This is a genomic window from Sphingobium sp. S6 (assembly GCF_905120495.1).
In the GTDB taxonomy this organism is placed as follows: domain Bacteria; phylum Pseudomonadota; class Alphaproteobacteria; order Sphingomonadales; family Sphingomonadaceae; genus Sphingobium; species Sphingobium agri.
The window spans coordinates 620,295-636,360 of record NZ_CAJHOG010000002.1; the positions used below are offsets into that span (position 1 = coordinate 620,295).

The 16,066-nt window shown below is 64.3% G+C and carries 13 protein-coding genes; 8 read left to right on the top strand and 5 right to left on the bottom strand.

Features of this window, described 5'->3' with window-relative positions; translation table 11 throughout:
• Nucleotides 1-73 precede the first annotated feature (73 nt).
• The 3 genes from smc (at nucleotide 74) to SPHS8_RS10125 (ending at nucleotide 4,873) form a co-directional block, all read left to right on the top strand.
• On the top strand, nucleotides 74-3,514 hold the full coding sequence (gene smc, locus SPHS8_RS10115; RefSeq protein WP_201515368.1) for a chromosome segregation protein SMC: 3,441 nt from the start codon (nucleotides 74-76) through the stop codon (nucleotides 3,512-3,514).
• 215 nt (nucleotides 3,515-3,729) lie between these two features.
• Nucleotides 3,730-3,912 (top strand): hypothetical protein, encoded by a 183-nt coding sequence (locus SPHS8_RS10120; RefSeq protein ID WP_201515369.1) that lies wholly within the window; start codon nucleotides 3,730-3,732, stop codon nucleotides 3,910-3,912.
• Between the two features lie 76 nt (nucleotides 3,913-3,988).
• Complete coding sequence (locus tag SPHS8_RS10125) at nucleotides 3,989-4,873, top strand: bestrophin family protein (protein WP_201515370.1); 885 nt, start codon at nucleotides 3,989-3,991, stop codon at nucleotides 4,871-4,873.
• Between the two features lie 2 nt (nucleotides 4,874-4,875).
• On the opposite strand, the gene SPHS8_RS10130 is transcribed toward SPHS8_RS10125, so the two are convergent.
• Both SPHS8_RS10130 and ubiA read right to left on the bottom strand, forming a co-directional pair.
• Nucleotides 4,876-6,336, bottom strand: coding sequence for a phospholipase D-like domain-containing protein (locus tag SPHS8_RS10130; RefSeq protein ID WP_201515371.1), 1,461 nt, complete (start codon nucleotides 6,334-6,336; stop codon nucleotides 4,876-4,878).
• The gene (ubiA, locus tag SPHS8_RS10135) at nucleotides 6,333-7,235 is read right to left on the bottom strand and encodes a 4-hydroxybenzoate octaprenyltransferase (protein ID WP_201515372.1); all 903 of its coding nucleotides are present in this window, start codon (nucleotides 7,233-7,235) and stop codon (nucleotides 6,333-6,335) included. The genes SPHS8_RS10130 and ubiA overlap by 4 nt, the downstream gene beginning before the upstream one ends.
• A gap of 109 nt (nucleotides 7,236-7,344) precedes the next feature.
• Between ubiA and SPHS8_RS10140 the strand changes: the two genes are divergently transcribed.
• Nucleotides 7,345-8,091, top strand: coding sequence for a 16S rRNA (uracil(1498)-N(3))-methyltransferase (locus SPHS8_RS10140; RefSeq protein ID WP_097090615.1), 747 nt, complete (start codon nucleotides 7,345-7,347; stop codon nucleotides 8,089-8,091).
• A gap of 112 nt (nucleotides 8,092-8,203) precedes the next feature.
• Nucleotides 8,204-9,577 (top strand): glutamate--cysteine ligase, encoded by a 1,374-nt coding sequence (locus SPHS8_RS10145; RefSeq protein WP_201515373.1) that lies wholly within the window; start codon nucleotides 8,204-8,206, stop codon nucleotides 9,575-9,577.
• A 1-nt stretch (nucleotide 9,578) separates the two neighbouring features.
• Here SPHS8_RS10145 and SPHS8_RS10150 read toward each other — a convergent pair whose 3' ends face one another.
• From SPHS8_RS10150 to SPHS8_RS10160, 3 genes are all read right to left on the bottom strand, one after another.
• The gene (locus tag SPHS8_RS10150; protein ID WP_201515374.1) at nucleotides 9,579-10,880 is read right to left on the bottom strand and encodes a methyltransferase family protein; all 1,302 of its coding nucleotides are present in this window, start codon (nucleotides 10,878-10,880) and stop codon (nucleotides 9,579-9,581) included.
• A gap of 46 nt (nucleotides 10,881-10,926) precedes the next feature.
• A complete protein-coding gene (locus SPHS8_RS10155; protein ID WP_201515515.1) occupies nucleotides 10,927-11,565 on the bottom strand; it encodes a DUF1345 domain-containing protein in 639 nt (212 codons plus the stop codon).
• A gap of 291 nt (nucleotides 11,566-11,856) precedes the next feature.
• Nucleotides 11,857-12,432, bottom strand: coding sequence for a peptidase S14 (locus tag SPHS8_RS10160; RefSeq protein ID WP_201515375.1), 576 nt, complete (start codon nucleotides 12,430-12,432; stop codon nucleotides 11,857-11,859).
• A gap of 137 nt (nucleotides 12,433-12,569) precedes the next feature.
• Here SPHS8_RS10160 and ruvA point away from each other — a divergent pair, with 137 nt between their 5' ends.
• From ruvA to SPHS8_RS10175, 3 genes are all read left to right on the top strand, one after another.
• A complete protein-coding gene (gene ruvA / locus SPHS8_RS10165; protein WP_201515376.1) occupies nucleotides 12,570-13,178 on the top strand; it encodes a Holliday junction branch migration protein RuvA in 609 nt (202 codons plus the stop codon).
• On the top strand, nucleotides 13,175-14,194 hold the full coding sequence (gene ruvB / locus SPHS8_RS10170) for a Holliday junction branch migration DNA helicase RuvB (protein ID WP_201515377.1): 1,020 nt from the start codon (nucleotides 13,175-13,177) through the stop codon (nucleotides 14,192-14,194). The genes ruvA and ruvB overlap by 4 nt, the downstream gene beginning before the upstream one ends.
• A 129-nt stretch (nucleotides 14,195-14,323) precedes the next feature.
• Nucleotides 14,324-16,066 (top strand): AMP-dependent synthetase/ligase, encoded by a 1,743-nt coding sequence (locus tag SPHS8_RS10175; protein ID WP_201515516.1) that lies wholly within the window; start codon nucleotides 14,324-14,326, stop codon nucleotides 16,064-16,066.

Sequence of the window (16,066 nt, forward strand, 5' to 3'; positions counted from 1 at the left end):
AAGGGGGGCGGACATCTGCAATGAGCTTGCCCGTTGAAGGCGGGGCGGCGGCGCGCTGCCCCGGCGGACGGTCATGCAGATAAAGCGCCTCAAGCTTTCCGGCTTCAAGAGCTTCGTCGATCCGACGGAGTTGCGCATCGAACCGGGCCTTACCGGGATCGTCGGCCCCAATGGTTGCGGCAAGTCCAACCTGCTCGAGGCGATCCGCTGGGTGATGGGCGAATCCAGCGCCAAGTCGATGCGCGGCGCTGGCATGGAGGATGTGATCTTCGCGGGCACGTCTACCCGGCCGCAGCGGGACTTTGCCGAAGTATCGCTGCTGACGGTGCAGGAACAGGGTGAGCTGTTCAATGCGGTAGAGGTCGGCGCCGACGGTGAACTGGAAGTCACGCGGCGGATCGAGCGCGGCGCAGGCAGCGCCTACCGCGCGAACGGCCGCGACGTGCGGGCGAAGGACGTATCGCTGATCTTCGCTGATGCCGCCACCGGGCCGCATAGCCCGGCACTGGTGAGCCAGGGGCGGATCGCCGCCGTTATCGCCGCGCGTCCGCAGGAACGGCGGGCCATGCTGGAGGAAGCGGCAGGCATTTCCGGCCTGCATGTCCGGCGCAAGGATGCGGAGCAGAAGCTGCGCGCGGCCGAGGCCAATCTCGCCCGCCTTGACGAGATTTTGACCGACATGGAAGCGCGGGCGAGCAGCCTGCGGCGGCAGGCGAAGGCCGCCGAACGCTATATCAAGCTGTCCGAGCAGATCAGGGTCGCCGAAGGGCGCGTCATCTTCGCGCGCTGGCGTGAAGCGTCGGCGAGTGCAGATGCCGCGCGGAAGGAAGCCGCCGAGGCTGAAGGCGCGGTGCGGACTGCTCAGGAGGCGCAAGCGGCGGCGGCCGTGCATGCCAATGCTGCGGTCGAGACGCTTGCTGAGCGGCGGGCGGCGGCGCAGGCAGCGCGGGATCAGGCCAATGAGGCGGGCCATAGACTATCGGCGCTGAAGACCGAGCGTGATGGCGTGGTGCGGCGGCTGCATGATCTGGCGCAGCAGTCCGAACGGCTGGAAGAGGATCGCGCGCGGGAAGGGACCCTCGCCAACGACGCGGCGGAGGCGATTGCCCGGCTTTCGGGCGAGATCTCAAGATTGAAACAGCGAATTGCACAGACTGAGGCGATGCGGCCTGACTTTGCAGGGCGGATCGCGCAGGCGGAGGATGCGGCGCGCGACGCGGAGCTGGAATTGGCCAAGGCGATGGCGCGACAGGCGAGCGAACAGGCGGAGTTGCGCGTCGCTGAAGCGGCGCTGGCGGCAGCGCGAAGCCGATTGGAGCGAGCGGAGCGTGAGGTGGCGCGGCTCGGCGCCGAGGCGGCTGCCCTGCCCGATGTTGCGCCGCTGGAAGCGAAGCGAAACGACGCGCTGACCGCCCAGGCGCAGACAGGAGCGGATCGCGATAGCGCGGAGGGGGCGATCGGGCAGGCGGAAGCCGCGCGGCAGAGGGCGTCCGAGGCACGCGCAGCGGCGGAAGCAGCGCTATCGGCCGCGCGGGCAGGCCTGGCCGCGCTCGACAGCGAGGCCGCCGCGCTAAAACGCGCTGTCGAGAGCGGCAGCGGGCGGAAAAGGGCGCTGGATCAGGTGAAGGCAGCGCCGGGGTTCGAACGCGCGCTGGCCGCTGCACTGGGCGACGACCTGGAAGCTGCGGTGGGTGCGCAGGGCACGCGGCGCTGGGGAGGCGCGGTGCTGCTGGAAGGTGACCCAGCCTTGCCCTCCGGGTGCACGGCGCTGGCGGCCCATGTCAGCGCGCCCGAGGAACTGGTGCGGCGGCTGTCGCAGGTGGCCGTTGTGGACACAGATCAGGGACAGCCGTTGGCGGTGGGACAGCGGCTGGTCACGAAGGACGGGCAGCTCCGGCGCTGGGACGGCTATGTCGCGGCCGAGGGCGGAGCGGCGGCGGCCGAGCGGCTGATCCGGCTCAACCGGCTGGAGGCGATCGAGGCCACCCGGCCAGCGGCGCAAGCGGAGGTCGAAACAGCTCGCCAGGCACAGGATGAAGCCGCGGCGCAGGAGAAGGCGGCAGCGCAAGCGCTGGCGACTGCCCGCACGCAGCTTGGCGCGGCCGACCAACGCTTGCGGGCGGCCCTGCGCGCCGCCGATGAGGCCGCCACCGCGCTCGAACGGCTTGCCGGTCGGCGGGAGGCGATCGAAGAACGTCTGGCGGAAGCCCGTGCTGACCTGGAGACCGCCAGGATCGAGCATGACAAGGCGGATGCCGCCCGGGCGGCGGTGCCGGATGGCGCGGAGACACGGGCGCTGGTCGCGTCCCTTTCGCAGCTGAGCGACAAGGCGCGTCTTTCCGTCAGTCAGTTGCAGGCGGATCAGGCGCTGGCCGACAGGGCGTTGGCGAGCGATCGGGAACGGATGGCGGCGGCCGATGCGGAGGCCAAAGGGTGGCGCGCGCGCGCGGGGGAAGCGGCAAAGCGAATCGCCGCCATGGTCGATCGGGGCCAGACGATCACTGCCGAACGCGACGCTTTGACCGATCAGCCGGAGCAGCTGGCGGAAGCGATCGCACGGCTTTCCAATGAGGGCGCGGCGTTGGTGGACACCGCCGAGGCGGCGCGGCGCGCGGAGAGCGAGGCGGAAGCGGCTTTGCGCACTGCCGAGACCAAGGCCGCGCAAGCGGGCGAAACACTGGCTGAGGCACGCGAACGGCGCGCCACTGCCGCAGCGCGGGCCGAAGCGGCGGACGAGAAGCGGATAGAGACCAATCGCCTGTCAGGCGAACGCTTTGAATGTCCGCCGCCAGTTCTTCCCGAAAAGCTGGGCTTCGCCAGCGCCGAAATCCGGATCGCGCAAAGCGAGCAAGGCGAACATGATCGTTTGTCCGCGGAGCGCGAGCGGATCGGGCCGGTCAATCTGGTGGCGGCGCAGGAGCTGGAAGAACTGGAGGCCACACAGGCCGCCAGCCGGGCCGAAAGCGAGGAGCTGGCTCAAGCCATCAACCGGCTGCGCGGGTCGATCGGGAGCCTCAATCGCGAAGGGCGGCAGCGGCTGCTCGCGGCCTTCGAGGCTGTGGACGGCCATTTCCGGCGTCTGTTCACCACCTTGTTCAACGGCGGGCAAGCGCATCTGGAATTGATCGACAGCGATGATCCGCTGGAGGCCGGACTGGAAATCATGGCGCAGCCGCCGGGCAAGAAGCTGGCGGCGCTGACCCTTTTGTCGGGCGGTGAGCAGGCGCTGACGGCCGTTGCGCTGATATTCGGCCTGTTCCTCACAAATCCGGCGCCCATCTGCGTGCTGGACGAAGTCGACGCGCCGCTGGACGATGCCAATGTCGAGCGCTTCTGCGATCTGCTGGACGTCATGGTGGGCCAGACCGATACCCGTTACCTGATCGTCAGTCACAACGCGGTCACGATGGCGCGCATGCACCGCCTGTTCGGCGTGACTATGGTTGAACGTGGCGTCAGCCGTCTAGTGTCCGTCAATCTGGGCGGAGCCGAGGCGTTGCTCGCAGCAGAGTGAGTTCGCTTCGTGGCGACGAGTTGCAAGCGCGTCACCAACCGCTGAACCTATCGGGATAATGAACAAAATATCTGGCCATACCAGTATCTTGACCTGCTACCGGCTCCGTTCACCGACATATTGCGCTGCAGCAATATTATGTAACTGTCCGCTTGTAGACCTGCATAGCTTGGTTCTTACATCGCTCTGCCTTATCCGATTAAAAGGAGACAAGCATGCAGGATCATCGTCAATCCAAGCGAAAGACAAAGGAGAGCCTGATCGGGTCGCTGATGTTGTTAAGCTTCGGGGTGGCTGTTCTGGCCTTCCTCGTGGCGATCGACCGGCCGGAATGGTTTGAACTAAGGCCAGGGTCCGGAATCGCAGCGGCTATGTTCAGCGCTTCCGCCCGTCCATGATACAGGTCGGTCACCCTTTTGAATGCAGCGCACTGAAATCGATGTGCGCCATGGCAAGCAAGGGGTTTGTGATTTCATGATCGTCACCGCCAGGCCCGGCCTGCAACAGATTATATGTGAAGTCTGGAAGCCGTTAGCGCTCCTCTTCATCTGGGATGTGTTCGTAACGATCACCTATTATGCACTGCCGTTCCAAGCACCTTCGCTGCCGCTCGCCCTATTCGGATCCGCGCTTGCGCTGTTCCTCGGCTTTCGCAGCAACTCGGCCTATCAGCGGTGGTGGGAAGGGCGGATGCTGTGGGGCCTGATGATCAACGCCAGCCGCAACCTGGCGCGGCAGGCGGGGAGCTTTTTGCCGGTGGAGGCGATCGATGCACGACGATCAATCGTTGTTCGTCAGATCGCCTATGTCAACGCCCTGCGCTGCCAGCTTCGGCGACAGGATCCTGGCGGCGAGATCACGAAATCGCTGCCGAGTGGCGAAGCGGAGGCGGCACTGGCGCGCACCAATAGCGCGAATGCCGTCCTTGATGGCATCGGACGCCAAATCAACGCTGCCCGCGCCAAAGGCTGGATCGACACCATTCAGCAAAGCAGGATGGAATCGGTCCTGATCGACATCGCCAATGCACAGGGCGGGATGGAACGGCTGAAGAATACGCCACTTCCCATGCAATATCGTTTCTTCCCCACATTCTTCACCCATCTGCTTTGCATATTGCTGCCGATCGGCCTCATCGAGGCGCTGGGCCTTGCGACACCATTGGGTTCGACGATCGCAGGCCTGATGTTTTTGGCCGTACTGGCGATCGGTGACGACCTGGTGGACCCATTCGCCGACAGCCCGCACGATCTGCCGCTAAGCGCCATGTGCCGGACGATCGAAATAGATCTGCTGCAAGGCCTGGGCGCGCCTGCGCCCAAACCGCTGTCGCCTGACGCGAACGGAATATTGTGGTGAAGCTAAGCCTTGCCGAAGGAGCGAAACGTCCTTCGGAATAATCCCTTGGACGTTGTGGGCTCGAACATTTCCTCAGGACCTTCGGGATCCAGCACCTCATTGTCGGCGAGCCAGGCCTGCACATCGTTAAGGTCCGGCGTCACATAGGGACGCAAGGTTCGGCCCGGCTTGTCGCGCAACTGTTCGATGGCGGCGATCAGTCCACGCTCTGCGATGACGGCGGAGACGCGTTCCGCAGGCAGGTCCAGATGCTCTGCGATGAGGTCGTCGCGGATGGCAAGGATGGTCGCCTTCTGCCCAGCGTTCGCAGGCAGTACCGTGTCGATCGTCACGTCGCATTCAGTGTCGAGCCGCAGCGAGCGGTTGTTCATGTTGGACGACCCGACGCGCACGCTGCGGTCATCGACGATCATGATCTTGGCATGGACGTAGATGGGTTCGCCGCGCACGGTGAAAGGATGGTAGATGCGCAGCTTGCCATAGGTGTCGCGGGCGCGCAGCGCTTCCACCAGCCGGGCGCGGGCCGTGTCCATCGCCTGCTGTTCCAGCCAGCCATCAGCCTGTTCGGGATTGATGATGACGATTTCCGGGCCGTCGGGATCGCCGAGCCGTGCAGCGATCGCCTCCGCTATGCGGCGCGACGCGAAATATTGGCTTTCGGCATAGATGCTGTGCCGGGCCGCCGCGATCTGGTTCAGATAGAGCTTCTCGATCTCCCGGTGCGGCTGCTGATCCTCCATTTCCGGCGCTGACCGGGAAATGGCGATGTCGACATTTTCGAACTGCACCGCCAGCGCATCGGGCCAGCAATCATGTTCGCCGAAGATGGGCTCCAACTCGCCACCGCCTGCACCCTGCCATCGGGCACGGGCATGGTCGCCCAGCACCATCGCCACATCGCCCTGCAATGCGGTGGTGGCGTCATGCCAGGGACCATAGGGCGAGCCATCGGGATGGTGGCGGCCAGGGTCTTCGTCACGGTGGTGGCGCGTGTCCCAACGGTCGCCGGTCATGTCGATGCCGCCGCAAAAAGCGAAGCAGTCGTCGATCACGACGATCTTCTGGTGGTGCGAGGCCGCGGGCGGATGATGGCTGTCCAGCTTCACCTGAATCCGCTTGTTGGCCATCCATTTGACGGTGGTGAAGAGGTTGGCGGGCTGCACCATCGACTTCATCGCGCCAACGTCCCAGCGCAGCAGGAAAATCTCAAGCTCCGGCTTCTCTGCGACGAGCCAGCTGATGAAGTCGCCGATGATGACGGGCGCGCCATCTTTCGCCTCATCTTCGCGGATGAGGCTTATGGCTGCATCGAAATCCCATCCGATCAGCATGATGCGGCGCTTCGCCTTGAGCATGGCGGCACGGGCGTGGCGGAAATAGGCTTCCGCATCGATGATCACGCTGGCCTTGGTGGCGCGGGCGATGCGCCAGCAATCCTCGCCCGGGAGGGGACCGCTGCTCATGCGCTGCCTACCACCAGACAGCCGAGGAACATGAGGAGCCCGGCAAAGCGGTTCGACCGGAATTTGGTCAGCGGGTCGGCTCCATCCTCCTTCAGCGTTCCCACCTGCCAGAGGAGATGCGCCGCCATCGGCAGCAACGCGGCGAGAGCAAGCCATTGCGGCCGGACCTGCCACAGCGCTGCGGCCCATAGGGCAAGTGCGGCCATATAGCAGAGTGTTACGCCAGCACGGACATGGCGGCCCATAGAAAGGGCGCTCGACCCGATACCGATCAACGCGTCATCCTCCCTGTCCTGCAATGCATAGATGGTATCATAACCTACAACCCAGAAGATGGTGCCTGCGTAAAGGAGTAGCCCCGGCAGGGTAAGCGCGCCCGCCACCTCGCTCCAGCCGACGAGCGCCGCCCAGGAGAAGACGAGGCCGAGCCAGATCTGCGGCCAGCCGGTGATGCGCTTCATGAAGGGGTAGGCGGCCACCAGCGCGAGGCTGCCGAGCGAGACGAGTTGCGCATAGGGGCGCAGTTGCAGCAGGACGACCAGCCCGATGAGGCAGAGCAAGATCAGCCATGCCCAGGCCGCCTTCAGACTGACCGCACCACTGGCAAGCGGTCTTGCGGCAGTGCGAGCGACCTTTCGGTCAAGGTCACGATCGACGATGTCATTGAACACGCAGCCAGCGCCACGCATGGCTATGCTGCCGAGCAACAGCCAGAGGATGAGCGGCCAGCGCTCCCCTGCCCCGCCAGCCAGAACCACCGCCCAGGCACCCGGCCAGAAGAGCAGCCACCAGCCGATCGGACGATCGAGCCGGGCGAGCAGGGCGAGGGCGCGAGGCGTTGCGGGCAGGCGGGCAAGCAGGCTGCGCGCCTGGGTGTCGGGTACTATACTCTCACTCAACGTCACGCTCGCTTGTCGAAAGGCCGTTCTTCCTCTTTAGAGGAGTGGAGAGCCGCAACAAGCCTGTCCTGCGCTTGTTGACGGCGCAGCCCGAAGGGATGGATGTTCGATGACTGCAACCCCCGCCTGGCCGCCGCAGAGCGCGCCGCGCCTGCATGTCGAGACGCAGTTGGGCGATGGCGTGGCCGTGCCGGTCGATGGCAATCCCGCCCATTATCTGATCAGCGTCATGCGGGTGAAGCCGGATGACATCATATTGCTGTTCGATGGCAGATCCGGCGAATGGGCCGCGCGGGTGCGGGACATGCGAAAGCGCGACCTGGTGCTGGAGTGCGTGAGCCAGACGAAAGCGCCGGAAGAGGTGCCCGATTTCTGGCTATGCTGCGCCCCGATCAAGAAGGGCCGCATCGACCTGATCGCCGAAAAGGCGTGCGAACTGGGGGTGGCGAAGCTGCAACCGGTGCTGACGCGGCGGGCCGTTGTGGACAAGCTGAACCTCGACCGGTTGCACGCGCATCTTGTCGAGGCGGCGGAGCAGTGCGGCCGCACCGCCTTGCCGGAACTGGGCGCGATGGTGAAATTGGACGCACTGCTGCGGGAGTGGCCCGATGACCGCTGGCTGTTCTTTGCCGATGAGAGTGGCGGCGAACCGCTGAACGAGGCGCTGCGCGCGCATCCGGGCGCAGCGGCGTTCCTTATCGGGCCCGAGGGCGGATTCGATCCAGCCGAGCGGGAGGCGATCCGCGCTGTCGGCAAGGCCGTTCCGGTCTCGCTGGGCCCGCGCATCCTGCGCGCGGAGACGGCCGCGATCGCAGCAACGGCCGCCTGGATGACGCTGAACGGCGACTGGCGATAGGAAAGCTGGGCCAGTTGCAATCCGAAATTGGATTGCAGCCCCAGCCAGCGCAACCTATTTGGTCGTTGAGCGCTGTCGATTGACGCGCAAGGGGGGCAAGACAAGGCGGGGCATGAGCACCAGAACCGACTCAGGGGGACTCGATCCCGTCATCGAAAGCCGCGATCAGCTGATCCTGGCCTTTTCCAAGGGCGCGAAGCCCAGGGAGCGCTGGCGCATCGGCACCGAGCATGAGAAGTTCGTCTATTCCAAAGCCGATCATCATGCGCCCTCTTATGACGAGCAGGGCGGCATCCACACATTGCTGATCGGCCTGACCCGCTATGGCTGGAGCCCGGTGTTCGAGGGCGACAATATCATCGCGCTGTCGGGCTCTGACGGGACGGTCAGCCTGGAACCGGCGGGGCAGCTGGAATTGTCCGGCGCGCCGCTGGAAAATCTGCACCAGACCTTCGCGGAGACGGCGCGGCACCTGGAGCAGGTCAAATATGTCGGCGGCATGCTGGGCCTGGGCTTCCTGGGCCTGGGCATGTGGCCGGACAAGACGCGCGACGAACTGCCGGTGATGCCCAAGGGGCGCTATGACATCATGCTGCGGCACATGCCACGGGTGGGCACGATGGGCCTCGACATGATGCTGCGCACCTGCACCATCCAGACGAACCTCGATTATGGCAGCGAGGCGGACATGGTGCAGAAGTTCCGTGTCAGCCTGGCGCTGCAACCGCTGGCGACGGCGCTGTTTGCCAATTCTCCTTTCACAGAGGGCAAACCCAACGGCTTCCTGTCCTATCGCAGCCATATCTGGTCGGATACGGACCCGCACCGGACGGGCATGCTGCCCTTCGTGTTCGAGGATGGCTTCGGCTATGAGCGTTATGCGGACTATGCGCTCGATGTGCCGATGTATTTCGTCTATCGCGACGGCCGCTATATCGATGCGGCGGGCCTGAGCTTCCGCGACTTCCTGGATGGCAGGCTATCGGTGCTGCCGGGTGAAAAGCCGACGGAGAAGGACTGGGAGGATCATCTTTCGACCGCTTTCCCGGAGGTGCGGCTGAAGAGCTTCCTGGAAATGCGCGGGGCCGATGGCGGAAGGGCCGATCGGATCACGGCGCTGCCCGCATTCTGGGTGGGCCTGCTCTATGACCAGGGCGCGCTGGATGCCGCATGGGATCTGGTGAAGGACTGGACGATGGAGGACCGGCAGATGTTGCGCGACGCGGCGCCGAAGCTGGCGCTCGACGCGCCGGTTCCCGGCGGGCGCAAGTTGCGGGATATCGCCGCTCAGGTGCTGGATATCAGCCGCAGCGGGCTCAAGGCGCGGGCGCGGCTGAACGATGGCGGCGCGGATGAAGCGGCCTATCTGGCGCCGCTGGACGCGATCGTGGCGGCAGGGCGGACGCATGCCGAAGAGCTGCTGGAGCGCTATCATGGGGAGTGGGCGGGCGATCTTTCCCGCGCCTATGCCGACGAGAGCTTCTGACCTATTCCGCTGGGTTAAGTGCCGGTTCGGCCTTGCGCCCGCGCCCCGTCATCCAGGCGAAGAGGCGGGGCACGGGGGCGTTGCGCTCCATCCAATCACTATAGGCGCGGTAGGCGGGGTCAGTGGAGAGGTGCGCCTCCTCCGTCCGCGCGCGCCAATAATAGACGGCGTTGGTGATCGCCAGCATCGCGCAGTTGCGGACCATGTCGGTGAGGCTTCCAGAAACTGTGAGGAATGGTAGCGCGGAAAACCACCAAAAGAGATTTTTTGACAGATAAGCTGGATGACGGCTCCAGCGATAAGGGCCGTGGGTCAGGATGCCCCGATGGGTAAGGTTGGAAAAGCGAATGCCGAAGACGACCGTCGCCCAGGCGTAAATGGCGGTCAGCAGGACCAGCCAGCCGCCGAGCAGCCATTGCAGCGCCCTGTGCCCTTGCGTCCACACATCCCATTCCGCACCGCCCGCATGATAGTCCAGCGGACCCCCTCCCCCCATCAGCACGAAGGGCGGATAGCAGATGAGCGCCGCGACCCAGCCAGCAAGCAACGGATTGGCTGACCGGATGTGGGAGTCGAGCGGCTTGCATGTCAGCAGATAGCCCACCGTTGCCATGCAGACATCGATCATGAACATGACCGCGATCAGGAAGGCCGCCAGGCTCACAGGGTTCGCGAAGGCATGATCCAGCCGCCAGTCGACGATGCTGGCGAAATTGCCCGGCACGATGGAGAGCATGAAGGCAAGGAAGAAGCCCTTGACCGCCCAGGCGCGCGCGTGATTGGCGACCTGCGCCATGTCGGGTTTCCCTGCTGCGCCGCCGATGACCCATTGGCCAAAAGCGTAGGTCGCGTCACGAGGCTCAACCAGCCGCCGGTCGAGCCATGCGACATAAGGAAAGGAAAACAGGAGCAGCCAGGGGGCGGCGTCCATGAACAGGTCCATGGAGTAGCGATAGTTGCCGTTCCAATACCAGCGGGCGAGACAGTAGAAGATAGCGATCGCCAGCCATGTCGCCCAAAGTCCGGCGACCTTTACGAGGCTGATGTCGAGCACGGCGCGCAGCCGCCGGGGTGGCGCCTGCCAATCGATGCCGGTCGAAGCATTGCGATGAACCTTGTCCACCAGCAGCGACCAAAGGACCATCGGAAGGCCGCAGGCGACGACCGCGGCAAAGCCCGCATTGGGGCCGTTCATGCCATAATGCCGAGCCACCATCGCCCAAAGACCCAGCCCCGCGAGGCCAACAAGGCCGACGCCATGACTGACGGCGGATGGGGGGCAGGGGTCGGCAGCAGGAGGCATGCTCGCGCTTATGCCTGCAAATGGTAAGCAAGCCGTGAAGCTTGGCTCAGGCGCCTCCGAGCACGTTGATCGTGAAGGCGAGGATGCCGAGATTGAACAGGAAGGCAGCAAGGCAGTGCGCCGTGACGACCTGGCGCATGGGCGTGCCGGTGATCGTGACGTCCGAGGTCTGAAATGTCATGCCGAGGGTGAAGGCGAAATAGACGAAGTCGCTGTAGCCGGGCTCCGGCGTGCCGGGAAATTCGAGTCCCTGGCTATCTGAACCCTGCGCATCGGCCAGATAGAAAAGATGCGCATAGTGCATGGCATAGACAAGGTTCGAAAAGAGCCAAGCGAGCGCCAGTGTCACGAGCAGCAGGGCTATGACCGCCGCGTTCGGGCCGCCATGCTGGCTGACGGCAGCGCCCACGGCAACCAGAACGACCAATGAGACGATACCCGTGAGAAGGAGCATGAGGCGGCGATTGGCGTCGTTCACTTCGGCATTGCGGCGCATGCTGTCCGGATCGGCATGAATGAGCGATGCTGCGGCGGCGATGAAAGCGGAAGAGGCACAATCGAACCCCGCCATCACCGCCTGATGCCAAGGCATCATCAGGCCGAAGGGCAAGGCCGTCGCCAGAAGCATCAGGAACATCCCATAGCGCCAGGGGAAACGTGCGCGACGCGAAGAGGCAGGCTTCATGTCCATCAGGAAGCCGCAAAAAACGGAGGCTGGCAAGGGTGGGCTATTTCTGAGCGCGCCCGTTCGCCCCTGACGGCACAAAGAGCAGCGAACAGAAGGATTTCAGGATCGCGCCTCAAATCGGCTTTTCTTTTCACTACCGTTCGCGCTGAATTTGCTTCTCCTACCGTTCGCCCTGAGCTTGTCGAAGGGTTTTACGTTTTAGAATGAGAAAGGCTTCGACAGGCTCAGCCTGAGGGGCTTTTAGTTTTTCGGATCAATTTCAGTTTTCAGATCAAATGCTGCGCGCTTTTAGAGCACGGCTGCCACCAGACCGAGCGACGCAGCTTCATTGGCTTCCAGATACCAGTTTTCGGGGGCGCGGCGCAGGACTTCCTCAAGCGTGATGTCGGAACCAAGGATAAGGTTCGAAAAGCCCTCATTTTGAATGGTGATCGAAGACTCTATCTCATTGAGCGCAGCTTTGAGCGGCGCGATGCAGGTCGTGAGCGGCCCCTGCAAATGGATGTCCTTCGTGATCAGCCGCTCATGGATCATGACCCGCGTCCCGCGGGTGAGATAGCGATTCTCCTTGGCGAAGAAGCCCATGAAGGTAGCTCCTGCCGAATAGACGGCGGTCTTGCCAAGGAAGACGAGCCTACGGCCGGGACTAAGCTCGGAATGAAACCGGATATCCTCGCCCATCATCCGGGCGATTTCGGGATCGCCCCCCAGCGTCGCGATTTCTATTACCACCAAGCCTTCAGAAGGAGCGGCGGCGAGTGCATCCTTGAAGTGCAGATACATCGCCTGGTCGACGGGGCCGGAAAGGCGAATGGCGGGGCAGACGAAATCCTGCGGCGAGAGCAGCGGCGCTTGCATGGACATCAATGGCTTCCTGAAAAAAGGGAGGATTTCGCTGCATTACGCCCGGCAGACCAAATGGTGCCGTGACAAACACGCTTTTGACTGGCGCTGCGCCGGAGACGCTGTAAAGAACAGACCATGACCAAAGGGTGCGGGGCATGATCGCGAAATTGAAAGGGCGGCTGGACAGCACCGGGCTGGACCATGCGATCATCGATGTGGCGGGCGTGGGCTATCTGGTCGGGGCATCGTCCCGGACGCTGGCTGCGCTGGGGCCGGTGGGCGAAGCCGTGACCGTGCATACCGAAATGCTGGTGTCGGAGGATTCGATCCGGCTCGTCGGCTTTGCGCGCGGAGAAGAGCGCGACTGGTTCCGCCTGCTGATCGGCGTACAGGGCGTGGGGTCGCGCGTGGCGCTGGCCATTTTGTCGGCGCTTGAACCAGCCGAACTGCATCGCGCGGTGGCGACGGGCGACAAGGCCATGGTGGCGCGCGCCAATGGCGTCGGCCCCAAGCTGGCGCTGCGCATCGTCAATGAGCTCAAGGACAAGATCGGCGCCGCGCCGGGCGCGGGTGGAATATCGGGCACCGGCATCATCCCGGCGACTGCCGGAGGGCTTGGCGCGGATGCCGTGTCTGCGCTTCAGAATCTCGGTTTCAAGCCGGTCGAGGCCAGCAGCGCGGTTGCCGCGGCGGAAGAAGAGCTGGGTGAAGGCGCGACGCTGGATGCGCTGGTGCGGCTGGCGCTGCGGAAGGCGGCCAAGTGAGCGAGGACCGGTTGATCGCCTCGACGCGCCGTCCCGAGGATGTGGACGCAGCGCTGCGGCCCAAATCGCTCACCGAATTTATCGGGCAGCAGGCAGCGCGCGAAAATCTGCGCGTCTTCATCGAGGCGGCGAAGCAGCGCGGCGACGCGTTGGACCATGTGCTGTTCTTTGGCCCGCCCGGCCTTGGCAAGACGACCCTGGCGCAGATCGTTGCGAAGGAAATGGGCGTCGGCTTTCGCGCGACATCGGGCCCGGTGATCGCCAAGTCGGGGGATCTGGCGGCGCTGCTCACCAACCTCGACGAAGGCGACGTGCTGTTCGTGGACGAAATCCACCGGCTCAATCCAGCCGTGGAAGAAGTCCTCTATCCCGCGATGGAGGACCGGGCGCTCGACCTGATGATCGGCGAGGGACCATCGGCCCGGTCGGTGCGCATCGACCTGCCCCGCTTCACGCTGGTGGGCGCGACGACGCGGCAGGGACTGCTGACGACGCCGCTGCGCGACCGTTTCGGCATTCCGGTGCGGCTGCAATTTTATACCGTCGAGGAACTGGAACTGGTGGTGCGGCGCGCTGCCCGGTTGCTCGACCTTGGCATCACGTCTGACGGAGCGATCGAGATCGCCCGGCGGTCGCGCGGAACTCCGCGCATCGCGGGGCGATTACTGCGGCGGGTGCGCGATTTCGCGAACGTCGCTGGTGTCGAAGCGGTGGACGCCAAGGCCGCCGACGCGGCGCTCAGCCGTCTGGAAGTCGATCAACTTGGCCTTGACCTTATGGATCGCCGCTACCTGATGATGATCGCCGACATTTATCGCGGCGGGCCGGTGGGCGTCGAAACGCTGGCGGCAGGGTTGTCGGAGCCGCGCGACACGATCGAAGAGGTGATCGAGCCCTATCTGATCCAGCTTGGCCTCATTGCGCGCACGGCGCGCGGACGCTGTCTCAACGGGCCGGGCTGGAAGCATCTCGGTCTCAATCCACCCAGCGGTCTCCAGGACGGGCTGTTCGACTGAAAAATGCGTGACCGCTACGGCAAGGCACGGCTATAGCGGCCGAAGGAGCGGATGCGCGGGTGATACGCGCCCTCAATCAAGGAGTTGCGCTGCTTGCGGGCGATCGAACAGTATCCCAATCTGGTGACCATGTTCTTCGCGCGGGCGAAGGAAATGGGCGACCTGCCTTTCCTGTGGCGCAAGACAGCAGGCGGCTGGAAATCGCTTAGCTGGACCGAGGTGGCGTTGCAGGTTGCGGGCCTTGCCGCCGCCCTCAAGGCACAAGGGCTGAAGCCAGGCGACCCCGTGATGCTGGTGAGCGAGAACCGGCCGGAATTCTGCATCGCCGACCTTGCCATCATGGCAGCCGGGTGCGTGACGGTGCCGACCTACACCACCAACACGACGCGCGATCATCAACATATCCTGACCGACAGCGGCGCGCGGGCGGTGATCGTGTCGACCGCCAAGCTGGCCCAGACGCTGATGCCCGCCGTCCTGCGATCGCAGGCGAGCTTCATCGTCGGCATGGAACCGCTGCGCGGCGCGCAGGGCGATCTGTCTTGCCATCTGTGGGCGGACATGATCGCGTCGCACATCGCCGATCCGGATGCCTGCGCGGCGGAACAGACCGCCGGGCGGAACGACCTTGCCTGCATCATCTACACCAGCGGCACCGGCGGTGCGCCCCGGGGCGTCATGCAGCATCATGGCGCGATCCTGTGCAATATCGAGGGCGCGGGAAAGCTGGTGGCGGAGGATTTCGGATGGGGGGACGAGGTCTTCCTGTCCTTCCTGCCGCTCAGCCACGCCTATGAGCATAGCGGCGGCCAGTTCCTGCCGATCATGCTGGCGGGGCAGATCTATTATGCCGAGGGGCTGGAGAAGCTCGCCAGCAACATAGAGGAAGCGCGGCCCACGATCATGGTCGTCGTCCCCCGCCTGTTCGAGGTGCTGCGGGCACGGATCATCAAATCGATCGAGAAGCAGGGCAAGTTTCCGGCCTGGCTTCTGGCCCAGTCCCTGCGGATCGCGGCCAAGGAGCAGAGGGGCGAGGGGTCCATTGCCGACCTGCCGGTGAAGCTGTTGCTGAACCGGACGCTGAAACCCAAGATCGCCAAGCGCTTCGGCGGGCGCATGAAGGCTCTGGTATCGGGCGGCGCGCCTCTCAACCCTGATGTCGGACTCTTCTTCGATGCGATGGGGCTGACGCTGCTACAGGGCTATGGCCAGACGGAGGCCGGGCCAGTCGTCAGCTGCAACCGGCCCGGCGTTGGCATCGCTATGGACACGGTCGGGCCGCCGCTGGACGGGGTCGAGGTAAAGATCGCCGATGATGGCGAGATCCTGGTGCGCGGGGAACTGGTGATGCAGGGCTATTGGCGCAACGCGGCGGAGACCGAGAAAGCGCTGAAGAACGGCTGGCTGCATACCGGCGACATTGGCGAGATCGACCACAAGGGCCGGATCCGGATCACCGACCGCAAGAAGGACCTGATCGTCAACGACAAGGGCGACAATGTGTCGCCTCAGAAGGTCGAGGGCATGTTGACGCTGCAGCCCGAGATCGGCCAGGCTATGGTCTATGGCGACCGGCGGCCGCATCTGGTGGGTCTGCTGGTGCCGGATGCCGAGTGGACACGCGAATGGGCGCTGGCCGGAGGGAAGACGGCCGATCAGCTTGCGAAAGACGCCCAATATCTGGCGGCGCTAAGGGCGGCGGTGGACCGGGTGAATGAAGAGCTTTCCGTGACCGAACGGGTGCGCCGCATCATCCTGGCCGAGGAGCCCTTCACCATAGAAAATGGCGAGATGACACCGTCGATGAAAATCCGCCGCCATGTCATCAAGGCGCGCTATAGCGAACAGCTGGACGCCTTGTATAAAGGTTGA